The organism is Nocardia sp., assembly GCF_025465275.1.
Taxonomy (GTDB): Bacteria; Actinomycetota; Actinomycetes; order Mycobacteriales; family Mycobacteriaceae; genus Nocardia.
Map to the genome: position 1 here is coordinate 11,684 of NZ_JAODNK010000044.1, position 23,465 is coordinate 35,148.

Consider the following 23,465-nt stretch of genomic DNA (forward strand, 5'->3'; position numbering starts at 1 on the left):
GCTTGTTCGTCACTCGCCGCACGAAATCGCCTGCTACTCCATGCGCACGAGGCGAACGTCTGCGCCAGGATGTCGCGCACACGTTCGCCCCCGGCGCGCGCATTCGCCTGCTATTCCATGCGCGGAGGCGAACCTGTCCACGCGACTACAGGGAGATGCCGGTCCAGGGATTGCCGGTGATGAGTTCGTAGGCCTGCATGTACTTCTGGCGCGTGACGTCGATGACCTCGGCGGGGAGCTCGGGGCCGGGGTATTCCTTGTTCCAGCCGGTGGAGACCGACCAGTCGCGGACGTACTGCTTGTCGAAGGAGGCCTGGGGGCGGCCGGGCTCGTAGTCGTCGGCGGGCCAGAAGCGCGAGGAATCGGAGGTGAGGACCTCGTCGCCGAGGGTGAGAACGTCACCGTCCCAGCCGAATTCGACCTTGGTGTCGGCAATGATGACGCCACGGCCGGCGGCATGCTCGGCGCCGCGCGTGTAGACCGCGAGGGTCAGGTCGCGCAGCTGCTCGGCGACCTCGCGGCCCTCCTGGTTCACCACATCGGCGAAGGAGATGGGCTCGTCGTGGCCCTCGTCGGCCTTGGTGGTGGGGGTGAAGAGCGGCTCGGGCAGCTTGTCGCCGTCGCGCAGGCCGGGCGGCAGCGCGATGCCGGAAACCGTGCCGCTGCGCTTGTACTCGGCCAGACCGCCACCGGTCAGGTAACCGCGGGCGATGCATTCGACCTTCAGCATCTTCAGCGGCTTCACGCGCACACCGCGGCCCGCGAACTCGGCGGGCACATCGGTGGTGGAGAGAATGTGGTTGGGGACATCACCGAAGAAGTCGAACCACCAGTTCGACAGCTGGGTGAGCATCGCCCCCTTCTCCGGAATCGGGGTGGGCAGCACCACGTCGAACACCGACACCCGGTCCGAGGCGACCAGGATCAGCGAATCGCCGTCCTCGTACAGGTCGCGCACCTTACCGGCGTGGATGTGCTTCAACTGTCCTCCTCATACTGGGATTGCTGCCGCCGCACAGCCTACCGACGGGGGTTCGCCGCCCCGCACCCCGGCAGACCCCTGTCCGGTGTAGCCGCCATCAGACCGCCCGACGTGGCATTCTGGGCAAGGTCGCGCCCTGAACCCGGCGGCGAGTGGAGAATTGGTCGGTCCACTCACCAGCCGGTACAGGCGCATGGCATGACCGCGGGCAGCGTCGCCCACGGCATTTGCGGTTCACCGCAACGCACAGTTCTCCGAGAGCGAAGGAGCCCCCTTGTCCGCACCGAATCTCACCCGCGAGCAGGCGATCGAACGCGCAGCAACGGTCCAGGTGGAGAACTACCGCGTCGAATTGGATTTGACCGGACAACCCACCAGCGCCGAAGCCGCGACGAGCGATCGTTTCTTCTCACGTTCCACGGTGACGTTCACGGCGACACCGGGCGGACAGACCTTCATCGACTTCGTGGGCGCGGGCATCCGCTCGGCCGTCCTCAACGGCGCCCCCGTCGACGTGAGCGATTACGACGAGTCGAAGGGCCTGACCCTCACCGGCCTGGCCGCGCGCAATGAACTGGTCATCGAGGCCGATGCCGAGTATTCGCACACCGGCGAGGGCCTGCACCGGTTCGTCGACCCCACCGATAACAAGGTGTACCTGTACTCGCAGTTCGAAACCGCCGATGCCAAGCGCATGTTCGCCTGCTTCGACCAGCCGGACCTCAAGGCGACCTACGACGTGATCGTGAGCGCGCCTGCGGACTGGGAGGTCATCTCCAATGGCGCGGGCATCGCGACCCGCACCATCGGCGCCGTGGTCGAGCACACCTTCGCCACCACGCCGCGCATGAGCACCTATCTGGTGGCGCTCATCGCCGGGCCGTACGCCAAGTGGACCGACAGCTTCCGCGACGAGCACGGCGAGATCCCGCTGGGCCTGTACTGCCGCGCCTCGCTGGCCGAATACATGGACCACGAACGACTTTTCACCGAAACCAAGCAAGGTTTCGGCTTCTATCACACCAATTTCGGTGTGCCCTATGCCTTCGGCAAGTACGACCAGCTGTTCGTGCCCGAATTCAATGCCGGCGCAATGGAGAACGCGGGCGCGGTCACCTTCCTGGAGGATTATGTCTTCCGCTCCAAGGTGACTCGCGCCTCCTACGAGCGCCGCTGCGAGACCGTGCTGCACGAGATGGCGCACATGTGGTTCGGCGATCTGGTCACCATGAAGTGGTGGGACGACCTGTGGTTGAACGAATCCTTCGCCACCTTCGCCTCGGTGCTCTGCCAGGTCGGTGCGACCGAATACACCAATGCCTGGACCACTTTCGCCAATGTCGAGAAGTCCTGGGCGTACCGGCAGGATCAGCTGCCCTCCACCCACCCCATTGCCGCCGATATCCCGGACCTGCACGCGGTCGAGGTGAACTTCGACGGAATCACCTATGCCAAGGGCGCTTCGGTGCTCAAGCAGCTGGTGGCCTATGTCGGTCAGGAGCCGTTCCTGGCGGGCCTGCGCGACTACTTCACCCAACATGCCTACGGCAACGCGACTTTCGACGATCTGGTCGGCGCGCTGGAGAAGGCGTCCGGCCGCGATCTGTCCGACTGGGGTGCGCAGTGGCTCAAGACCACCGGCCTGAACATCCTGCGTCCGGAGTTCGAGGTGGACGCCGACGGCAAGTACAGCTCCTTCACCGTCATCCAGAACGGCGCCGCGCCGGGCGCGGGTGAGCGTCGTACACATCGCCTGGCCATCGGCGTCTACGACGATCAGAACGGAAAGCTGGTGCGCACCAACCGCATCGAGCTCGATGTGAATCCGGACGAGCGCACCGAGGTGCCTGAGCTGATCGGTGTCGCACAGGGCAAGCTGGTGCTGGTCAATGATGACGACCTCACCTACTGCTCGGTGCGCCTGGATGCCGGCTCCCTCGATACCGTCCTCGCCCGCATCGCCGATATCGCCGAGCCGCTCCCCCGCACCCTGGCCTGGTCGGCCGCGTGGGAAATGACCCGGCAGGCCGAGATGCGGGCCCGCGATTTCGTGGCGCTGGTGCAGCGCGGCGTGAGCGCGGAGACCGAAATCGGTGTGGTGCAGCGCCTTCTCATGCAGGCGCACACCGCACTGTCCTCCTACGCCGACCCGAACTGGGCCACCGAAACCGGCTGGCCCGAATTCGCCGACCGCCTGCTGCAGCTGGCCCGGGCCGCCGCACCGGGCTCCGATGAGCAGCTGGCCTTCGCCAACGCGCTCACCGGCGCACACCTGTCGGTCCGCCACGTCGAAGCGCTGCGACAGGTCCTCGAGGGCGATACCGCCGCAGCCGGGCTCCCCGGCCTGGAGGTCGACACCGATCTGCGCTGGCGGCTCATCCAATCCCTCGCCGCCAACGGCGCGCTCGACGCCGACGGCATCGAAACCCCGGTCATCGACGCCGAATTGGATCGCGACCCGACCGCCGCGGGCCGCCGCCAGGCCGCTGCGGCCGCCACCGCGCGCCCGCAGATCCCGGTCAAGGCCAAGGCCTGGGCAACGGTCATGGAAGACGACTCCGTGCCCAATATCACCGCCCGCGCCATCGTCGCCGGCTTCGCCCCGGTGGGCCAGTCCCACCTGCTGACGCCGTACATCGAACGCTACTTCGCCGAAATCGCCTCCGTCTGGGAGCGCCGCTCCAGCGAGGTCGCCCAAACCGTCGTAGTAGGCCTCTACCCGCACTGGTCCATCACCGAAGAGGCAGTGGCAGTAGCCGACAAGTTCCTCGCCGACGACCACCCCCCGGCCCTGCGCCGCCTCGTGGTCGAAGGCAAAGCCGGCATCGAACGCTCCCTCCGCGCCCGCACCTTCGACAAGCAGTAACCCCCACCCCCGCAGCCCCTCCCGCCTCCTGCGGCAGAGCCTGCGGCCTTCCATCGAACCGAACAGCCCGTGTCTAATCCGAACAGCCCCGATAGGCGTTGTGAGGACAGGACACGGGCTGTTCCGCCTTCAGGCCAACTCCCTGCACGCGGACGCAGCGCGCCGAAGGGTGCACGCATGCCCCCGGATCGACGGCACAACCCGTGTCCAATCCGCACAGCCCGTGCCTCATCCGAACAGCCCCCACAGGGGTTGCGCGGACAGGACACGGGCTGTTCCGCCTTCAGGCCAACTCCCTGCACGCGGACGCAGCGCGCCGAGGGGTGCACGCACGCCCCCGGATCGACGGCACAACCCGTGTCCAATCCGCACAGCCTCGATAGGCGTTGCGCGGACGGGACACGGGCTGTTCGCTTTCTGGCCGACGACCTGCACACGGACGCAGCGCGCCGAGGGTGGACGCGCGCTACCGGATCGACGGCACAGCCCGTGTCATATCGGTACAGCGTTGAGAGGCGTTGTGTGGCACGGACATGGGCTGTTCGGCCGTGCTGCTGTGGGCAGATCCGCTGTGGGCAGCACCGGCGGAAACTGGCGTGGGGGTGGGGCACGGTGGGGGCATGGCACAAGACGACAAGACGCCGATGTTCAACTGGCGCACTAGGGAACAGCTGTTCAGCCGGCGAATTCTGGTGCTGGACGGGCCGCTCGATGATGACAATGGGGCACTGCTCATGACGCAGATGCTGCAATTGGCGGCGGAGGATTCCGAGGCGGGGATCTCGCTGTGGATTCACTCGCCGGGTGGGTCGGTGCCCGCCATGCTGGCCATTCGGGATGTCATGCGGCTGGTGCCGTGCGAGGTGTCGACGCTGGCGCTCGGGTTGGCTTGCAGCGCAGGGCAATTCCTATTGTCCTCCGGGACGGCGGGGCGGCGGTTCGCGCTGCCGCACGCCCGGATTCTCATGCATCAGGGGTCGGCGGGTATCGGCGGCAGTGCGGTCGAGGTGGAGGTGCAGGCCGATGATCTGCGCTACACCGTGCAGACCGTGCTCGGGCTGATCGCCGAGGACACCGGACAGCCCTTCGACCAGGTCTACGAGGATTCCCTGCACGACAGGTGGTTCACCGCACCGCAGGCGCAGGAATACGGGTTCATCGACGGGATCGTCGAATCCTTCTGGCAGATCGTTCCGCAACGGCACAAGGTGGGGATCTCGCAATGACCAGCTACACGATTCCGAATGTCATCGCCCAGCATCCGCGCGGCGAACGCATCATGGACGTCTACTCGCACCTGCTGGCCGAGCGCATCGTGTACCTCGGCACACCCATCGATTCCGGTGTGGCCAATGCCCTCATCGCACAGCTGCTACATCTGGACGCCGACAGCCCGGGCCAGGAGATCAACCTCTACGTCAATTGCGAGGGCGGCGAACTCACCGCCATGCTGGCGGTCTACGACACCATGCAGCACATCTCGTCCCCCGTGGCGACCACCTGCGTAGGCCAGGCCATAGCGGTCGGCGCGGTGTTGCTGGCCGGTGGCGCGAAAGGCCGCCGCACCATGCTCCCGCACGCCCGAGTTGTCCTGCACCAGCCCGCAATCAGCGGCCGCGGCACCATCCCCGACCTGATCCTGCAGGCCGACGAAGTAGTCCGCCTCCGCGCCGAAGTCGAAGCAATCCTCTCCAACCACACCGGCAAGCACCTGGAGGACCTCCGCCGCGACACCGACCGCGACCGCGTCCTCACGGCCCCAGCCGCCCTCGACTACGGCCTCATAGACCGAATCCTCGACCCCCGAGACTGATTCAGCGCCGAGCAACCTGCGTCTCGTCACCTCCGCATGTTTGGACTCATCATCCGGGCAGGCTTGGGCTCGTCATCCCAGCATGTTCGGGCTCGTCAACCGAGCACGTTCGGGCTCGTCAACCGAGCACGTTCGGGCTCGTCATCCCGGCATGTTTTTGGCCGGGATCTACGCCACCGTGGTGGATTCCGGCCAAAAGCGCGCCGGGATGACGAGATCGTCCGGCACCGGCACCGTGAGGGTGCGCGGCAGGCGACGGAAAGGTCAGGCGGCCAGCATGACTGGGCCCGAGATGCGCTGGGGTGCGGGGACGGCCATGCGCTGCGGGGATGAGCTGGTGAGGGCGAGGCTCTGGCGTTGCAGGGCGGCCGCTACCTGGGCGGTGAGGTCGGCGAGGGTGGTGCCGAGGGCGCCGGCCAGGGCCGCGATCATTTCGCTGGAGGGTTCCTTGCGGCCGCGCTCCACCTCGGAGAGGTACTGGGGTGAGATGCCCGCGCGGGCAGCGGTTTCGGTGAGCTTCTCGCCCTGATCCTGCCGCAGGGTGCGCAACCGCGCGCCGAGCACTTCCCGCCACAGCGGCTCACGAGCGGCCGGGGGCGCGGTGCGGGAGCCCGGACGAGGCAGCGGTTCGCGAACCGCATGCGGCCGTGGCGCATCGGGCCGATCGGCACGTCCACCGGGAATCGAATGAAAGCGCGGCTGCTCGGACATGGTCCGAGCGTAAGGCGGCAGGCCCGCGCGCGGCGCACCGTTCTGCTCAGAGCGGAAAACGGCGCACCGTCGCGGCGCCTAGGGGGTGTTTAGACCCGGCCGATGGCGGCGGCCATGACGCGCACCGCGGAAACCAGTCCGTCGATGAGCTCGCCCTGGCGGAAGGAGCTCAGCGCGGCGGTGGCGCCGAGCTGGCATACCCGATCGTTCGCGCGCTCGGCGACATCGGCGCCGGAACGCACCTCGACGGCCTTGGCATTGGGATCGACGGCGATGAGCACCGAACGGGCGGCCTCGGGCGTGGCCGGGAAGACCGCATCCGCGCCGACGCCGGAATCCGCGCCCAGATCACCGATGTAGATGTTGAACCGCACCTTGGTGGCACGGGTGGCGTCGGTCAGCGCATTGTCCATGAGCAGTCGCTCATGATCGCTGAAGGGCACCTCGCTGAACACATCGCCGGCTTCGTGCACGCCGGAGACGCGACCGCTGGTGGTGACGGCATAACCGTGCGGTAGGTCGGCCTCGTTCACCGCAGGCCAATTAGAACTTGCCACTTGCCCGGCCTCCGATCAGGTCCGCCGCGGCGGATTCGATAGCAGCATGATTGCCATGCGCCGACTCAGCATCGTGGTGCCCGGCACCGGTCACCTCGTCGGTAGCGCTCCACAGCACCGGAGGCTGGGTCCACTTCGCACCGAGTTCGTAGTGGTCCGGCTTCTTGCCGGGGTACGGACTACCGAGGAACGACAATCCGGCGATCACCAGATAGATCGCCACCGGGATGCCGACATAGATCAGCACTGTCTGGAGAATGCTCACGGCTCAACGTTAATGGATGCCCGGATCGTCTCAGCCGACTGGTAACCGTGCGCGCGCACGTGTCGTCGGAATCCTTACTGAATCAGCCAGGCCGCAGAGTTTGCCGGAAGTTTTCTCGCGGTAATCAGGGTGCTCGCGAGCAACACCTCACCCGCGGGCAGAGTTATCGGCGCATCCGTCGCGTTGAGCACGCACAACAACCCGCCGTCCCGCCGGAAAGCCAGGCAGCCGGGCGGACTTCCATACCACTCCAGCCCTGGTCCGCCGAATTCCGGCCGCACCGACCGCAATTCGATAGCCATCCGATACAGCGAAACCATGGAGTCCAATCTCTCCAACTGTTTCTCCACCGTCGCCGTCGCCCACCACGCCGGCATGGGCAACCACGGACGCCCCGTGGTGAAGCCGAACGGTGGCTGGTCGCCCTCCCACGGCAGCGGCACCCGGCAGCCGTCCCGGCCCCGCTCGGTATGCCCGGAACGCTCCCAGGTCGGATCCTGCAGCGCCGCCTCCGGCAGGTCGTCGATATTCGGCAGACCCAATTCCGCACCGTTGTAGATGAATACGGCGCCCGGTAGCGCCAACTCCAGCATGATCATGGCCCGTGCCCGCGCCTGCCCGATATCGCCGCCGCCGTAGCGGGTGACCTCACGCTCGATATCGTGATTGGACAGTGTCCAGGTCGGACTGGCGCCGACCGCCGCGACCGCGCGCAGCGAATTGTCCACGGCGTCACGGATTCTGTCCGGATGGAAAGGCGTCTCGGCCAATCTGAAATTGAACGCGAGATGTAGCTCGTCGGGGCGGACATAGTCGCCGAATCTGGTGTTGTCGTCGACCCATACCTCGCCGATGGATACCGCGATCGGAAACTCGTCCATGACAGTGCGCAGGCGCCTGTGGATTTCGTGCACGGCCGGGTTGTTGAAGCGCGGATCATTATCGTCGTGCACCACCAGATGGGTATCGTCGACGGGGCGCTGCGGCACTTCCATATCCGGTAGACCAGCGGGTTTGGCCATACCGTGCGCGACATCGATGCGGAATCCGTCGATTCCGCGGCGCAGCCAGAAACGCATGGTCTGCTCGAAATCGGCAGGCACCTCCGGGTTTTCCCAGTTCAGATCCGGCTGCTGCGGGGCGAAGATATGCAGATACCACTGGCCGGGCCGGCCGTCGGCCTCGGTGATGCGGGTCCAGGCCGGGCCGCCGAAAATACTGGGCCAATTGTTCGGCGGCGCACTGCCATCCGCACCCCGGCCGTCGCGGAAGTAGTACCGGGCGCGTTCCGGACTGCCCGGACCGGCGGCCAGCGCAGCCACGAACCACGCATGCTGATCGCTGGTGTGATTGGGCACCAGATCCATGGTGACCCGCATATGCCGGTGGTGCGCCTCGTCGATCAACTCGTCCATGGCCCGCAGACCGCCGAAGAGCGGATCGATATCGCGCGGGTCGGCCACGTCGTAGCCGCCGTCTGCCATGGGCGAGCGCATGACCGGGCAAATCCACAGCGCATCCACCCCCAGCAGCTCCAGATATCCGAGCTTGTCCCGCAATCCGGGCAGGTCACCGATGCCGTCGCCGTCGGAGTCCGCGAAGGATCGGGGGTAGACCTGATAGAACACGGCGGATCGCCACCATGGCGCCGGAATGGGCGCGGGGCCTGGCACGGCGGGTTGCGCAGCGCCGGGCACGGCGGCGAAGTTGTCGGTCACAGCCGTAATGGTGCCAAAGCATGACGCTGTCGGTGTGCTCGACGGCGACACTTGTCCAGATTCAGCAAATGATCAGCGGGCGACCGGGCGGACCGGAAAGGCTCTGGGGGCCTGCAACTTCTGCGAAACGAATTCAGATGGGCGAGTTCATGAGCGAATTGGCGGCCATCTCCAGATAGTCGAGCAACTGCTTACGGTGCTGGTCATCGAGTACGGCGGGCTCGATCTCGGCCACCGCGATGTGCATGGCGCGCAGCCACGCGTCCCGCTCGATTGGTCCGACCTTGAACGGCTGATGCCGCATGCGCAGCCGCGGATGGCCACGCTCCTCGCCGTAGGTGCGCGGGCCGCCCCAGTACTGCTCGAGGAACATGCGCAGCCGCCGCTCGGCCGGACCCAGGTCCGCTTCGGGGTAGAGCGGCCGCAAAACCTCGTCCTGCGCCACCTCGCGATAAAACACGGCAACCAGCCGCTGGAAGGTGTCAGCCCCACCCACGGCCTCGTAAAAAGATGTTGTCGTTTGCTCGCCCGAAGTCACAGTGTCTATCTTGCCTCCGCTTCGCTCCGGCTGGTTCGCGGCCCCGAAGTCTCGGCCTTCCCTCCTCCGCTCCTCCGCTTCGCTCCCCCACTCCAAGGCACAGGTCTATGGAGCCGCAGTCCAGACCGAGACGGCCGCGAACCCCTAGCGTGCAGTGTCTGAGGGTTGTTCCGATGGGCGTTTCATACCGTCACGCATCGTTCATCCGTTTGTGCCCGACAATGTGCGAAATCACCGTGCAATGTGCGCGATTCCATGGTCAACTGGGTGGCAGTCTGCCGAGATACCACACCATCGGACGAACACGAACGCGGGGTAGGCCCATGAAGCAGCGGCACAGCGCCCGGCACGAGGCGCGCACGCATCGACAACTCCAGCCCGCCGACGTCCACAATCGTGGGTCGGGGGCTACTCCGCTGCACATCTTGTCCGACTATCACTCGGGCGCGCATTCCGAACACGCCGCGCATCAACCACCCGAAGCCCCGCCCGGCATGAGCTGGTCGAAAAGTCGCGTTCTGCTCTTGAACGCCACGTACGAACCGCTCACCGCCCTCTCCGCGCGCCGCGCGGTCGTGCTCCTGATCTGTGACAAAGCCCAGACCGTGCACGACAATCCCGAAGGCCCGGTTGTACACTCCGCCGGCACCTCGGTGGCGCTCCCCTCGGTGATCCGACTACGCAATTACGTGCATGTTCCCTATCGCGCCCGCGTGCCCATGACCCGCGCCGCGCTCATGCATCGTGATCGCTATCGCTGCGCCTACTGCGGCGGTAAGGCCGAGACCATCGACCATGTGATTCCGCGCAGTCGTGGTGGCCCGCACACCTGGGAGAATTGCGTCGCGTCCTGTGCGCCGTGCAATCACCGCAAGGCGGACAAGATGCTCAGCGAGCTGGGCTGGACCCTGCACCATCAACTGGTGTCACCGAAGGGCCCGCACTGGCGATTGCTCACTGCCAGTTCGGAATTGGATCCCACCTGGCTGCAGTATCTCGGCGAGGGCGCGGCCTAGCCCCGGGCCGCACTATTCTCCGGTCGGCAGACCGGCTTCACCGGCAAGCATCCCGAGCGCACGCAGGAATGCGGCGCGTTCGGCTGTCGTCAGCCCCGCGGTGAGCTCCCCGTCGAGATCCCGCGCGGCCTTTTCGCAGCTGCGCAGCAACTCCCGGCCGTGATCGGTCAGCGTGAGTACCTGCCGGCGCCGGTCCGCGGGATCCCGCACCCGCTCGATGGCCCCGAGCCGTTCCAGATGATCGGCCAATGCCACCACCAGGCTGGGCGCGACACCGAGCGTGGCCGCCAATTCCTGCTGTGACGCGGCCTGTCCGATGCTCAGCGCGGTCAGCACCCCGGCGTGTTTGGGCTTGAGGTCGTAGGACTCGATCCGCGCGGCGAACCGGTCGGTGACCGCCGAGCCGAGCGTGCCGAGTCGAAATGCGACCGTTCCCGGGAGTCCACTCGACTTCTTGACATCGTTCACAGGTCAGATGATACTTGCCTCAAAATGATTCAGAGCATGAATGATTTAGAGAGAGAACGAAATGGACACCTATGTCGCGATCGCCCTCGCCAATGCCGCCGTCGCACTGCTCTCGGGAGCGTCCAGCGTGGTGGGCATGCTTCGACCGGCACTCGCCGTACCTGGCGGCGGGCCGGCTACGCCCGGCACGATGTTCTTCGCGTATGCGTACGGCGCTCGCGCGGTGCCACTGAGCGTGATCCTGCTGATGCTGCTGGCCATCGGCGCGCGTGGCGAATTGACCCCGATCCTGGTGGTGGCGGGGCTGGCCCAGATAGGTGACGCGGCCATCGGGGCGAGTCGCCGGAACTGGCCGATGGCGGCTACCTGCGTCGTACTCGCCGCCGTGCACCTGCACTCCGCCTGGTGGCTAGCGGGTCAGTGAAAACAGCTGGGAATCAAGGGGATTCGAGCGTCATACCGACGTCAGCTGTATTCGCTGACAAGCAGCGCCCAAGTTCCAGGGACCAGCGCTTCGAAGACGTGCGGCATATCGCCGGGGTAACAGATGTAGTCGCCGGGCCGCAGTTCCACGGGGGCGTCGGCGGGACCGGCCTTGGCGACGCCCGCACCCAGCACAATGTGCTCGACCACGCCGCGGCTGTGCGGATCGGAGTCGCGGGGGTGGCCGGGTTCGGCGGTAATGCGGTAGATATCGCGCCGCGCCGTGGGCGGGGAGGCGGCCAGCAGCGTGGTCCGGTACTCCGATTGCGAGGAGGCGAGCTGCGCTCCCTCGCCCGCACGGATCACCTGTACCGCCGGGCGCGGTGGATCGAGCAGTCGCGAGAAGGGAATGTCGAGTGCGGTGCACAGCGCCCACAGGGTTTCGATGCTCGGATTACCCGCGCCCGACTCCAGTTGCGAGAGTGTGGATTTCGCGATTCCGGCGCGGCGCGCGACCTCGGTGAGCGAGAGCCCGGAACGGGCGCGCTCACGGCGCAGGGCGGCGGCGATCGCCTCCTGCGGTGAGGTGGGCGAGGAGCTGTCGGACACGGTCATATCGGGTTCACACAGTACCCGGCGTGACGACGACCCCTTTGACTAACCGGGCAACATGCGTTCAATATAGACAACATGCGTTCGATATGGCGAACACTGGATCGGGGTGCTCTCACCGGTATTGCGGCGATCTGCCTGGCTGTGACCATGATCGGCGTCTCCTACGGCGCCACCACCGTCACCTCCGGATTCCCGATCTGGCTACCCATACTGCTCAGCGTGGCTGTGGTCGCGGGCGGCTCGGAGTTCGTCTTCATCGGCATTCTGACCGGTGGCGGCAGTTTGGTCGCCGCGGTGCTGGCCGGTTTGCTGGTCAATGCGCGGCACCTTCCCTACGGGCTATCCGTACCTGATGTGGTCGGCACGGGGTGGCGGCGACTGCTCGGCACGCATGTCATGAACGACGAATCCGTTGCCATGGCACTGGCCCAGCCCGACCGTGCTCGCCGCCGGGCCGCGTACTGGCTATGTGGCCTCGCCGTTTTGACGGCGTGGCCGCTGGGAGCCGCGGTGGGTGCGGCACTCGGCTCGGTCGTTCCGAATCCCAACGCCTTCGGGCTGGACGCGGTTTTCCCGGCGGTGCTGATCACCCTCGTGCTCCCGGCTCTGCGCGAACCCCTCACTCGCACAGCCGCTCTCGCCGGAGCTGCCGTCGCGGCGGTGACCACCCCCTTCCTGGGCGCCGGACTGCCGGTACTGCTGGCGCTGACCGCGGTGCTGCTGGTCGTCCGTCGCGCCGGTACCACCGAAAGCGTCTCCGCGAATGCCGTAGAGGCCGCATAGATGACGAGCACACTCATCGCTGGTGTCTGCGCGCTTGCCGTGGGCACCTTCGCATTCCGATTCGCGGGACCCGCACTACGCAACCGCATGAAGATTTCACCGCGGACGATCAAGCTGCTCGAGATCGCGTCGGTTGTGCTGCTGACCGCACTGGCCGTCACCACACTCCTGCCCTCCGGCAGCGGCAAGATCGGATTCGCCCTCCCCGCAGGGGTTCTGGTCGCCGCAGTGCTGTCTTGGCGGCGCGCGCCGCTACTGCTGGTGATCCTCGCCGCCGCCGTTGTCACTTCCGGATTGCGAATGCTCGGCGTGCACTGAGCCTGCGCCGTTCCGGTGCACGGGAATTCGCGCTACTTGACGCAGGGGATGCCGTCCGCATCCATATTGGACAGATCGGTGGGAGCGGGCGCCTTGCTGCCGGTCGCGGTGGCCGAAACCGGAGGCGGTGGCGGTGCTGTGGTCGTGGTGACGGTCGTGCTGTCATCGGTCGACTTGGCCAGATCGGCAATCGGGCCCGAGCTGGTCAGGTCGGATCCGATGGTCAACTGCACCGTCCCCGCGTCCACCGAGGTCGACTTCGTCGCGGTGATGCCGAGCTTGTCGGCGAGCCCCGCCGCCGCGGCATCGGCGCCACGACCGTAGGTGATGGTGCTGTTGCTGAGGTTCGCGCCGGTCTCCACCGTGCCGCGGGTGAATCCCAGGGCGGTGAACGAATCCGCGACGCGAGCTGCCAGGCCGGTCGTCCCGGTGCTGTTCACCACGTTCAGCGTGACCCCGGCGGCCGCGGCAATATTGGTCGGGGTGGCCGATGTTGTCGTCGCGGTTGTGGTTGTGCTTGCACCGGACCCACTGAGCAGATTGTGCGCGATGGCGCGGATCTCGGTGACGTCGACGATATTGATGTCCTCGCCCGCGTCATCGGTACCGAAGTCCTTGACCGGCAGCGTGAACAGCGATATCCCGCCCGAGCTCAGTGCAGACGCGTGCTGAGCGAACGACGCCAGATCCAGCTTGTCGTCGATGGCGATGTTCTGTTTGGCCACATCCAGCAGATCGCGCAGTCGGCTCGGATTGGACATGGCGCCGGAGCTCTGCAGGCTGTGCATGAGCGACACGATGAACGCCTGCTGCCGCCGGGTGCGATCGAGATCGGTGAAATTCAGATCCGGGTCCGGATCACGGCGCTGGCGCACGAATGCCATGGCCTGCGAGGCGTCGATATCCTGTTTGCCTTTTTTGAAATCGGCGCCGGAGAAATTGTCGGAGGTGTTCTCGTTCAGGCAGACCGTGATCGGCTGCACGACCTGCGCGAGCTGGAAGAACGCCACCAGCGTCACCTCGACGAAATGGTCGACCGTCACACCGCCGAGAAAGGCTCGCACGGTATCGATCTCGGCCTTGCGGCCCACCTCCCGAGACTGCTGCTCGAGGTCCAGGTCCTTGACGCCGGTGGCCTCCAGTTTGGTCTTGGCCCGGTCGTAGGCCAGGCCGTACGCCTGCTTGATCTTGCCCTTGCACGGGGACTGAGCGCACGAGGCGTCCGCCAGCTGCACATAGTCGTCGCGAGGAATGGAGATACCCGTCGCCTTCGAGCCGTCACCCGGAATGTGGATCAGGATCAGCACATTCGAGTTGTAGCCGCCGACGCTATCGTCGCCGGCGTGCAACGCGTCGTACATATCCTGCGGCAGCGGTTTTCCCTGCTCGTCGAGGCGACTGTCCAGCCCCATGATGAGGATGTTCTGGTCCTTGCCGTCCGACTTCGGGGCGTCACCCAGGGCGCCCGAGGTGGTCACGCCCGCGACGACATCGTGGTACCCGCGCCACGCCGCTCCGGTTCCGATCACCACAACCATTGCCAGCAGCGCGACAAACGCGCGGCCGGCCAGCCGCAGCCCGCGCTCGGAGGTACTGCGAGGCGCGGACTGACGGCGGGAGGGTGCAGGTTTACGGCGCGGCGCGGGTTTGCGAGCGTGTCGACGGTGATCCGGCATCGGCTACTTTCCAGGTGTTCTTCAGCGCGCCAGCAGCGGCAGGGCCGGGCCACGGCGGCGGGCAACCGAACCGTAGCGGGCATCGAGGCGCAGCCAGGTGCGGGCAGTACGGACGCGGACGATCTCGTCGGCGGAAATGCGGCGGGATTCGGTCTTCTCACCGCTGTGCGGAATGAAATCCATTGCGGCGAGCGCGAAAACAACCCGCATGGGCACCTCGACGGTTTCGCCGCTACCGGAGACGGTCAGCACCGTCTGTTCCAGCAGGGCAGCCGGCGGGCCATGGCTGCTGCCGTGGTCCTGTGCCAATTGTGCGCCGCGCTCGGCCAATTCGACGAGCATGCGGGCGGGGACATCGTCCACGTGTACGAAACCCGATTCCGGTGGCAGCGCGGAGCGCCAGGACGAATCCATGGCGTAGCCCAGGCTGAACGGGTTGGCTGCGCCCGGCCCGTGCAGGCCGGACAGCACCACGTCACCGGCGACTGTCACATCGTCCATGCCGAGATCGGCCACTACGGTGCGCACCGCGAGGGCTTCGAAACCGGTTGCGGCCCACGCGGATACATAGCGATCCCCGCGGCGGCGCAAGCGAATGACCGCGGCCGGATCCAGGCGGATCGCATGGGAGAGGAAGGTGGCGAGATTCTCCCGTTCCGCCGGATCGGGAATGTGCAGGGTGAGTTCTCCAGACGTCACTGTCGTCGAACTCGGGTCAGTCAGCCAGCCACAGCGACAGATAGTCTCGCTCGGCTGGGTCGAGGCGGCGTAGTCGCTGGGTGTCGATATCGAAAGCGGCGAGCTGGGTGGAGGCGATCACGGCCGCCGGGGAGTCGGGATCGGCGCCACCGGCACGCACCTCGTAGCCGACGGTGAAGTCCACCGCGCGCAGCCGCTCGATCCACATGGAGACATCGAGCGGTGAATCCTCGTGCCGCAGCTGGCCCTTGTACTGCACCCGCAGATCGGCCAGCACGCAGCCGGAACGCAACCGGACCGTGGGCCGATCATCGGTGAACAGCCACGGAATGCGGGCTTCCTCCAGCAGGGTCACCATGCGGGCATGGTTGATGTGCTGGAAGGCGTCCATATCCGACCAGCGCACCTCGACCTTGGTGTGGAAGCGCTTCGAGCCGGGCAGAGCAGGGTCTCCTGCGCTGAGCACAGGCGCCTTTTCATGGCCGTTCAGCGAACCGACACTCGTCAACGCGGTACCTCCGATTGGGCGCCCACCCCGCTCACCATGCTGCGCACCTGCCGCGCCGCAACCGACAGCGTGGCCAGGTCGTGGGTTCCGGATTCGAACAGTTCCGAGAGGGCCGCGCGAGCACGACCCAAACGGGACTGATTTTTCGACTCCCAGTATGCAATTTTTTCCTCGGCCGTCTCCTCCGGGTCACCGGCGGAGAGCACATCGAGGGTCAGCGAGCGCAGTGAGCCGTACATATCGTCGCGCAGTGCGAGGCGGGCCAGCGCGTGCCAGCGGTCACCCCGTTCCAGGTGGCTGACCGCCTGCAACAGCCAATCGATCTTCAGGTGATCGTTGAGCGCGTAGTACAGCGCACCCACTTCTTCACCCTGACGATCGGTGATATCGGCGATATCGATCACATCGAGCAGCGGGAAGAGATTCAGCAGCCCGAATACCTCGGTCGCCAACTCGGACGGCGCTCCCCGGCCGATGAGCGCCTGCGACTGCTCATTGAGCGTGTCGATGTGGTGACCGCGCAGCCAGCCCGGCACCTTGGGCGCGAGTCCGCGCACCTCCTGGGCATAGCGGTGGATCTCCGCACCGACCGCAATGGGCTGCGGGCGATTGTTGAGCAGCCAGCGCGAGGCGCGGTCCAGCGTGCGCTTGGTCTCCAGTTCGAGGGTGTCCTTCATACCGGTGGACACCTCGGCGTCGCGAATGCGATCCCAGATGGAATGCAGGCCGAAGATCTGGGTGGCGGCGGTGAAGGCGCGCACGGAATCGGAGGCGGTGGCCCCGATCTCCTCGCTGAGGCGATGCGCGTAGCTGATACCGCCAAGATCGACCATCTCGTTCACCAGCATGGTGGTGGTGATCTCACGGCGCAGCCGGTGCTTCTTGATGGCCGTACCGAAGCGAGTGCGCAGCGGCGTCGGGAAGTAGTGCGTCAGCCGCGACGAGAAGTAGGGGCTGTCGGGCAGATCGCCGGCCAGCAGATCCGTCTTGAGCGAAAGCTTCACGTGCGCCATCAGATTCGACAGCTCCGGGGAGGCCAGACCCGTGCCCTGTTCCATCCGCTGCTTGATCTCGATCTCGCTGGGCAGCGCCTCGAGCTCGCGGTCCAGACCCCGGCGCGCCTCGAGTTCCTCGATGACACGCTTGTGCACATTCAGCATGCGCGGCGCCTCGGCCCGCGACATACCCATGAGGTAGTTCTGGGAGACGTTGTCCTGCAGTACCAGTGCGGCGACCTCGTCGGTCATGGACGCCAGCAGCGGATTACGCTCGGCCTCGGGCAGCTCACCGCTGGAGACCACACCGTCGAGCAGGACCTTGATATTGACCTCATGGTCGGAGCAGTCCACGCCCGCCGAATTGTCCAGGGCATCGGTATTCATCTTGCCGCCGCCCCGGCAGAACTCGATTCGGCCCAAAGCCGTCGCACCGAGATTGCCGCCCTCGCCGATCACCTTGACGCGCAATTCGTTTCCGCTCACGCGGATCGCGTCATTGGACTTGTCGCCGACCTCGGCATTGGTCTCGACACTGGCCTTGATGTAGGTGCCGATACCGCCGTTCCAGAGCAGCTGCACCGGAGACTTCAGGATGGCGCGCATCAGCTCCGGCGGGGACAGCGCCGTCACGTCGGCTGCCAGCCCGAGCACCCCGCGGACCTGCGCGCTGACCGGAATCGACTTCACGGTCCGGTCGTAGACGCCACCGCCCGCGCTGATGAGCGAGCGGTCGTAATCCCCCCACGAGGAGCGCGGCAGCGCGAACATGCGCTCCCGCTCCACGAACGAGACCTCCGGATCCGGAGTCGGATCCAGGAAGATATTACGATGGTCGAAGGCGGCGACCAAACGAATATGCCGCGACAGCAGCATGCCGTTGCCGAAGACGTCACCGCTCATATCACCGACACCGACAACAGTGAAATCCTCTGTCTGAGTGTCGATATCCATCTCGGCGAAGTGCCGCTTCACACTCTCCCACGCACCACGGGCGGTAATGCCCATGGCCTTGTGGTCGTAACCCACCGAACCACCCGAGGCGAAAGCGTCACCGAGCCAGAAACCGTACTGCTGCGCAACATCATTAGCGATATCGGAGAAGGTGGCGGTGCCCTTGTCCGCAGCGACCACCAGATAGGTGTCATCACCATCGAGGCGGCGCACCCGCTCGGGCGGAACCACCTTCCCGGTGGCGCGGTCCACATTGTCGGTGACATCGAGCAGACCCGAGATGAAGGTGCGGTAGCAGGCAATACCCTCGGCCTGCAGTGACTGCCGATCGGAGACCGGATCGGTGGTGGCAGCCGGCGCCTGCTTCACCACGAACCCGCCCTTCGCCCCGACGGGGACGATGACCGCGTTCTTCACCGCCTGCGCCTTCACCAGGCCCAGGATCTCGGTGCGGAAGTCCTCCAGGCGATCCGACCAGCGCAACCCACCGCGCGCGACCGGACCGAACCGCAGGTGCACACCCTCGACCCGCGGCGAATACACGAAGATCTCGAATTGCGGCCGCGGCTTGGGCAATTCGACGATCTCCCGCGGTTCCACCTTGAAGGACAGATACTCCCGCGGGTGCCCCTCGGCATCGGTGACGTAGTAGTTCGTGCGCAGGGTGGCCTTGATGAGCCCGAGAATGGCGCGCAGGATGCGGTCGGCATCCAGGCTCACCACCTCGTCGATGCGGTGGCGCACCGCACCTTCCAGATCGCGGGCGTGATCCTCATCGGCGGAATCGGGATCGAAGAGTGCGGCGAACAGATCGACGAACATGCGTGCCGCATCCGGGTAGGCGAGCAGCACCCGGGTGATATTGGCCTGGCTGTACGGGAATCCGGCCTGCTGCAGGTATTTCGCGTAGGCGCGCAGGATCGATACGGTGCGCCAGTTCAGTTCGGCCCGCAGCACCAGCTCATTGAGACTGTCCGCCTCGGCGCGGCCGTACCAGAGCGCCTCGAAGGCGGCGGTGAATCGCTCGCGCAGACCGCGCACCTGATCGTCGAGCGCGTCCAGGCGGGCGGCGGACTCCACCAGCTCGGCGTCCATATTCCGGTCCAGCGCACTGCGCATCAGCTCCGGCCGGGCCAGCAGGCCGAAGTCGTAGACCCACTGTTCGGGGCCGTGATCGAAGTCGAGCTGATGCGGCCGCTCGTCGATCACCTCGACCCCGAGGCTCTGCAGCACGGGCAGTACCTGGCTCAGCGAGATGCCGTTGCCGCCGACGTAGAGGGTGAAACGCCAGGAGCCGGGCGTGGAATCGGCACGGCGGTACAGGTATTGATCGATGCTGCCCGGCTGCAGCTGCTGCAGCCGGACGATATCGGCCAGCGCGCGCCCGGATTCGAAGTCTTCCTTGTAGCTTTCGGGCAGCGCGTCGGTATAGCGCTGAACCACAGCCGGATCCAGCACGGTGGAGGTGGCGACCTCATCGCGCAGATGGTCTTCCCAGGTGCGGCTGGCCTCGGCGAGCAGATTCTGCAGGCGCAGCCGGTTGGACTCGGAGGTATCGGCCGCACCGCCCTCGTCGGGCAGGCGGACCGTGAAATACACACTGGCGAGATCACTTTCGGAGACCCGCGCCGAATAGTCGATGGAAACGCCGCCCAGCTCGCGGACCAGGGTGTCCTGCATCTCCAACCGCACCCGGGTGGTGTAGCGATCGCGGGGCAGGTACACCATGCAGGAGACGAAGCGGCCGTAGCCGTCCATGCGCATGAAGAGCCGAACCTGGCGGCGCATAGCGACATTCAGCACCGCGCCGGCGGTGCGGCGCAGCGTGTCACTGTCGGAGGAGAACAGTTCGGTGCGCGGGAAGGATTGGATGACCTCGAGCATCTCCTGCCCGGAGAAGGATTCCAGATCGAAGCCGCTGGCCTCGATGACCGACCGCACCCGGCGTCCGATCATCGGGATATCGAGCACGTTCTCGTGCAGCGCGGTGACGGTGAAAACACCGATGAACAGGTGCTCGCCGAGAACCGTTCCGGCTTCGTCGATTTCGGCGACGCCGACGAAGTACGGGTAGACCGCGCGGTGCACGGTGGCCGGCACCAGACCCTGGGTGAGCATGAGCAGCGGCTGGTCACCGCTGTTGTCGGGCACCCGGAAATCGGTGCCGACATTGGGCCGCAATACGCCGAGGCTGGTGCCGGGCATGATGGTCGACTTGGTGTGGCCATCGAGGGTGGTGCGCTCGTAGCGCGCGTAACCGAGCACGGTGAAGTGGCCGTCGGCCAGCCAGCGCAGCAGATTCGCGCAATCGGTGAGATCCGCTGCGCCGAACGAAGATTTCTCGCCCTTCACCGCATTGTCGAGTTCGTCGGCCACCCGCTGCTGCGCCGCGCGCATGGCCTTGGTGTCCGAAATGACCTGGCGCACATCGGTGAGCACGTCGGGGAGCGCAGTCTCGATCTTCTCCAGCAGCTCACGACTGGTGGAGGGGTGCAACTGCAGATGCATCCAGGATTCGCGCAGGCCGGTGCCGCCATTGCCGTCGACCTCGTGCGGGACAGCGGCTTCCAGCAGGCCGTCGGCGTTGCGGGTGACCTCGAAAACCGGGTGCACCACCTCACTGACGCTGATGCCCATGCGGGTCAGCGATGAGGTGACGGACTCCACCAGCAGCGGCATATCGTCGGTGACCATCTGCACGGCGGCACCCAGATCGGTGTCGTCATCGTGGTGGTAAACCCGCACATTGGCGGTACCGGGCGTGCGCTTGATCGCGAGATCCACATGGCAGCGGAAGATCTGGGTCGAAGTCGCAGGTACCGCGCAGTCCGCATCACCGGCATCGACGTGGCGGAAATACGCCTCCTCGAGCGATACCAGATCGCCTCGCAACGACGCGGGCAAACTCGCAGCCCAAGCCGCGCTAGACAATTCGGACGACACCGTCATTTCGCCAACTCCCTCGGATTAGGTTCCGTACCAAAGCGACGCCGGTCCGAGAGTAGCTGGACGCTGGTTGCGCCGGGCTGAATTCCCCTCAATGCCACTCCGCGTCGCACGGTTCGGGCAAACCGGGCGGTACGGCGTTGGTATGAGCTGACCGGAATGACCAGGTGACGTACGACAAACCTTGCACCAAAACAGTTTTCACGCATTTGTGCATTCGCGAAATAGCAGAATTCGCTATTCGATTGCCGTTCATCCGGGAGTGCGAAGGTGCTCACCCGGATGAACAGCGAGCCGTCAGCTATCGACTTGTGGCAGACGATTCGAACGCTGTCCTGTGGCGAGGGTCGGCCACCGGACAACTGCCGTGCGACCTAGCCGCGAGTGAGCTTGCGGTGGGTGACACGGTGCGGCCGCGCCGCCTCCTGGCCCATCCGCTCGATCTTGTTCGCCTCGTAGGCCTCGAAGTTGCCCTCGAACCAGAACCACGCGGCGTCGTTGTCGTCATTGCCCTCCCACGCCAGGATGTGGGTGCAGGTGCGGTCCAGGAACCAGCGATCGTGGGAGATGACCACCGAACAGCCGGCGAAGTTCTCCAGCGCGTTCTCCAGCGAGCCGAGGGTCTCGACGTCGAGGTCGTTGGTGGGCTCATCGAGCAGGATCAGGTTGCCGCCCTGCTTGAGCGTCAGCGCCAGGTTCAGGCGGTTGCGCTCACCACCGGAGAGCACACCGGCCTTCTTCTGCTGATCCGGGCCCTTGAATCCGAACGCGGAAACGTATGCGCGGGAAGGCATTTCCTGATTGCCGACCTGAATGAAGTCCAGACCCTCGGAAACCACCTCCCACACATTCTTCTGCGGGTCGATGCCGGAGCGGTTCTGGTCGACATAGCTCAGCTTGACCGTCTCGCCGACGCGCACGATGCCGCTGTCCGCCTGCTCGAGGCCGACAATGGTCTTGAACAGCGTCGACTTGCCGACACCGTTCGGGCCGATGACGCCGACAATGCCGTTGCGCGGCAAGGTGAACGACAGATCCTTGATGAGCTGGCGATCGCCGAAGCCCTTGTCGAGGTGCTCGACCTCGACGACCACATTGCCCAGACGCGGGCCGGCCGGGATCTGGATCTCCTCGAAGTCCAACTTGCGCATCTTGTCGGCCTCGGCGGCCATCTCGTCATAGCGAGTCAGACGCGCCTTGCTCTTGGCCTGACGTGCCTTGGCACTGGACCGGACCCACGCCAGCTCCTCCTTGAGGCGCTTCTGCAGCTTCTGGTCCTTCTTGCCCTGCACCTCGAGGCGCTCGGCCTTCTTCTCCAGGTAGGTGGAGTAGTTGCCCTCGTACGGGAAGGTACGGCCGCGGTCGAGCTCGAGGATCCACTCGGCGACATTGTCGAGGAAGTACCGGTCGTGAGTGACGGCGAGCACGGCGCCCGGGTACTTGGCCAGGAACTGCTCCAGCCACAGCACGGACTCGGCGTCCAAGTGGTTGGTGGGCTCATCGAGCAGCAGCAGATCGGGCTGGCTCAGCAGCAGCTTGCACAGCGCGACGCGGCGGCGCTCACCTCCGGAGAGGTTGGTGACCGGCTCCTCCGGCGGCGGGCAGCGCAGCGCGTCCATGGCCTGCTCCAGCTGGGAGTCGATATCCCACGCATCGGCGTGATCGAGATCCTCCTGCAGCTTGCCCATCTCTTCCATGAGCTCGTCGGAGTAATCGGTCGCCATGAGCTCGGCGATCTCGTTGAAGCGGTCCAGCTTCACCTTGATCTCGCCGAGGCCCTCCTCAACATTGCCGCGAACGGTCTTCGCTTCATTGAGTTCCGGCTCCTGCATGAGGATGCCGACGGTCGCACCGGGCGCCAGCCAGGCTTCACCGTTATTCGGCTGGTCCAGTCCCGCCATGATCTTCAGGACGCTCGACTTACCGGCGCCGTTCGGGCCGACGACACCGATCTTCGCGCCCGGAAGGAAGTTCAAGGTCACATTGTCGAGCACGACCTTGTCGCCATGCGCCTTTCGAACCTTAATCATCTGGTAAATGAACTCAGCCATATGGGCAAGCCTAACTGTGTTGGGTTGCCGGATCTCCGGCGCGGTCGGCATCGGTGGCAGGCTGCGGCGGCGCCTCGGGGCGGTCGCTGTGGCCGAAGTGTTTGCGCAGCACCGGGGCGCTGCAACGGCCCAGGTCGGGGCCGAGGGCGAGGGCGCGCATCTCGAGATCGCTGCGCCCTGTGCCGTCCCTGGTGGTGTACTCGTTCGAGCGGAGTTGACCGTAGGCGATGATCGGATCGCCGCGCTGCAGCGAGGCCTCGACGCCCTCCACCAGTTTGCGCCAGCAACTGACGGTCAGATACAGCGTCCCGGCGTCCACCCAATCGCCGGTGGCCTGATCGAATCGGCGGCTGGTGCTCGCCAGCCGAAAACTGAGCACCTGCTCCCCACTCGGCAGTTCGCGTCGCGTCGGATGGGTGACCACCCGCCCGATCACCGCGGTGTTCGCCTCGTACATCGCCATCCCCCTTGCTGTTTCGCGGTCCCCTTCTCTGCTTCAAGCGTGACGTGGGCACCGCCCGCGCACCAGCGCATTTCCGTGATTGTGGATAACTTCAGGCCAT

The 23,465-nt window shown here is 65.8% G+C and carries 21 protein-coding genes; 7 read left to right on the forward strand and 14 right to left on the reverse strand.

Annotation, left to right across the window (positions count from 1 at the left end; all coding sequences use genetic code 11):
• Window positions 1-145: 145 nt before the first annotated feature.
• Complete coding sequence (locus tag JWN03_RS09895; RefSeq protein WP_297612988.1) at window positions 146-982, reverse strand: phosphoribosylaminoimidazolesuccinocarboxamide synthase; 837 nt, start codon at window positions 980-982, stop codon at window positions 146-148.
• Window positions 983-1,256: 274 nt separating this feature from the next.
• Between JWN03_RS09895 and pepN the strand changes: the two genes are divergently transcribed.
• The 3 genes from pepN to JWN03_RS09910 all read left to right on the forward strand — a co-directional run bounded on the left by pepN (window position 1,257) and on the right by JWN03_RS09910 (window position 5,661).
• Window positions 1,257-3,848, forward strand: coding sequence for an aminopeptidase N (gene pepN, locus JWN03_RS09900; protein ID WP_297612991.1), 2,592 nt, complete (start codon window positions 1,257-1,259; stop codon window positions 3,846-3,848).
• Between the two features lie 620 nt (window positions 3,849-4,468).
• The gene (locus JWN03_RS09905; protein WP_297612994.1) at window positions 4,469-5,074 is read left to right on the forward strand and encodes a ClpP family protease; all 606 of its coding nucleotides are present in this window, start codon (window positions 4,469-4,471) and stop codon (window positions 5,072-5,074) included.
• Window positions 5,071-5,661 (forward strand): ClpP family protease, encoded by a 591-nt coding sequence (locus tag JWN03_RS09910; protein ID WP_297612997.1) that lies wholly within the window; start codon window positions 5,071-5,073, stop codon window positions 5,659-5,661. The genes JWN03_RS09905 and JWN03_RS09910 overlap by 4 nt, the downstream gene beginning before the upstream one ends.
• A 264-nt stretch (window positions 5,662-5,925) precedes the next feature.
• Here the strand turns inward: JWN03_RS09910 and JWN03_RS09915 are convergent, their stop codons facing one another.
• The 5 genes from JWN03_RS09915 to JWN03_RS09935 all read right to left on the reverse strand — a co-directional run bounded on the left by JWN03_RS09915 (window position 5,926) and on the right by JWN03_RS09935 (window position 9,450).
• On the reverse strand, window positions 5,926-6,372 hold the full coding sequence (locus JWN03_RS09915) for a helix-turn-helix domain-containing protein (protein ID WP_297613000.1): 447 nt from the start codon (window positions 6,370-6,372) through the stop codon (window positions 5,926-5,928).
• 89 nt (window positions 6,373-6,461) lie between these two features.
• A complete protein-coding gene (locus JWN03_RS09920) occupies window positions 6,462-6,929 on the reverse strand; it encodes a DUF5130 domain-containing protein (protein WP_297613003.1) in 468 nt (155 codons plus the stop codon).
• A complete protein-coding gene (ctaJ, locus tag JWN03_RS09925) occupies window positions 6,916-7,194 on the reverse strand; it encodes an aa3-type cytochrome oxidase subunit CtaJ (RefSeq protein WP_297613005.1) in 279 nt (92 codons plus the stop codon). The genes JWN03_RS09920 and ctaJ overlap by 14 nt, the downstream gene beginning before the upstream one ends.
• Window positions 7,195-7,268: 74 nt before the next feature.
• Window positions 7,269-8,867, reverse strand: a complete 1,599-nt coding sequence (locus JWN03_RS09930; protein ID WP_297613054.1) for a glycoside hydrolase family 13 protein — start codon at window positions 8,865-8,867, stop codon at window positions 7,269-7,271.
• 178 nt (window positions 8,868-9,045) lie between these two features.
• Entirely contained in the window at window positions 9,046-9,450 is a 405-nt protein-coding gene (locus tag JWN03_RS09935) for a globin (protein WP_297613008.1), read from the reverse strand.
• A 323-nt stretch (window positions 9,451-9,773) separates the two neighbouring features.
• Here JWN03_RS09935 and JWN03_RS09940 point away from each other — a divergent pair, with 323 nt between their 5' ends.
• A complete protein-coding gene (locus tag JWN03_RS09940) occupies window positions 9,774-10,466 on the forward strand; it encodes an HNH endonuclease (RefSeq protein WP_297613010.1) in 693 nt (230 codons plus the stop codon).
• 12 nt (window positions 10,467-10,478) lie between these two features.
• On the opposite strand, the gene JWN03_RS09945 is transcribed toward JWN03_RS09940, so the two are convergent.
• Complete coding sequence (locus JWN03_RS09945) at window positions 10,479-10,934, reverse strand: MarR family winged helix-turn-helix transcriptional regulator (RefSeq protein WP_297613013.1); 456 nt, start codon at window positions 10,932-10,934, stop codon at window positions 10,479-10,481.
• 61 nt (window positions 10,935-10,995) lie between these two features.
• Here JWN03_RS09945 and JWN03_RS09950 point away from each other — a divergent pair, with 61 nt between their 5' ends.
• Window positions 10,996-11,358: a hypothetical protein gene (locus JWN03_RS09950; protein ID WP_297613016.1), complete on the forward strand. Its 363-nt coding sequence runs from the start codon at window positions 10,996-10,998 to the stop codon at window positions 11,356-11,358.
• 41 nt (window positions 11,359-11,399) lie between these two features.
• Here the strand turns inward: JWN03_RS09950 and JWN03_RS09955 are convergent, their stop codons facing one another.
• Window positions 11,400-11,972 carry a helix-turn-helix domain-containing protein gene (locus JWN03_RS09955; RefSeq protein ID WP_297613019.1) on the reverse strand — a complete coding sequence of 191 codons (573 nt, stop codon included), beginning with the start codon at window positions 11,970-11,972 and terminating at the stop codon, window positions 11,400-11,402.
• Window positions 11,973-12,047: 75 nt separating this feature from the next.
• Between JWN03_RS09955 and JWN03_RS09960 the strand changes: the two genes are divergently transcribed.
• Window positions 12,048-12,755 carry an AzlC family ABC transporter permease gene (locus JWN03_RS09960; protein ID WP_297613023.1) on the forward strand — a complete coding sequence of 236 codons (708 nt, stop codon included), beginning with the start codon at window positions 12,048-12,050 and terminating at the stop codon, window positions 12,753-12,755.
• The gene (locus tag JWN03_RS09965) at window positions 12,756-13,073 is read left to right on the forward strand and encodes an AzlD domain-containing protein (RefSeq protein ID WP_297613025.1); all 318 of its coding nucleotides are present in this window, start codon (window positions 12,756-12,758) and stop codon (window positions 13,071-13,073) included.
• 32 nt (window positions 13,074-13,105) lie between these two features.
• Here JWN03_RS09965 and JWN03_RS09970 read toward each other — a convergent pair whose 3' ends face one another.
• From JWN03_RS09970 to JWN03_RS09995, 6 genes are all read right to left on the reverse strand, one after another.
• Window positions 13,106-14,749 carry an LCP family protein gene (locus tag JWN03_RS09970; RefSeq protein ID WP_297613028.1) on the reverse strand — a complete coding sequence of 548 codons (1,644 nt, stop codon included), beginning with the start codon at window positions 14,747-14,749 and terminating at the stop codon, window positions 13,106-13,108.
• A gap of 21 nt (window positions 14,750-14,770) precedes the next feature.
• Window positions 14,771-15,448, reverse strand: coding sequence for a hypothetical protein (locus tag JWN03_RS09975; RefSeq protein WP_297613031.1), 678 nt, complete (start codon window positions 15,446-15,448; stop codon window positions 14,771-14,773).
• A 16-nt stretch (window positions 15,449-15,464) separates the two neighbouring features.
• Window positions 15,465-15,914 carry an acyl-CoA thioesterase gene (locus JWN03_RS09980; RefSeq protein WP_297613057.1) on the reverse strand — a complete coding sequence of 150 codons (450 nt, stop codon included), beginning with the start codon at window positions 15,912-15,914 and terminating at the stop codon, window positions 15,465-15,467.
• A gap of 38 nt (window positions 15,915-15,952) precedes the next feature.
• On the reverse strand, window positions 15,953-20,854 hold the full coding sequence (locus JWN03_RS09985) for an NAD-glutamate dehydrogenase (RefSeq protein ID WP_297613033.1): 4,902 nt from the start codon (window positions 20,852-20,854) through the stop codon (window positions 15,953-15,955).
• A gap of 371 nt (window positions 20,855-21,225) precedes the next feature.
• Window positions 21,226-22,902, reverse strand: coding sequence for an energy-dependent translational throttle protein EttA (ettA, locus tag JWN03_RS09990; RefSeq protein WP_297613035.1), 1,677 nt, complete (start codon window positions 22,900-22,902; stop codon window positions 21,226-21,228).
• Between the two features lie 10 nt (window positions 22,903-22,912).
• Window positions 22,913-23,359 (reverse strand): single-stranded DNA-binding protein, encoded by a 447-nt coding sequence (locus JWN03_RS09995; RefSeq protein ID WP_297613038.1) that lies wholly within the window; start codon window positions 23,357-23,359, stop codon window positions 22,913-22,915.
• Between the last annotated feature and the right edge of the window lie 106 nt (window positions 23,360-23,465).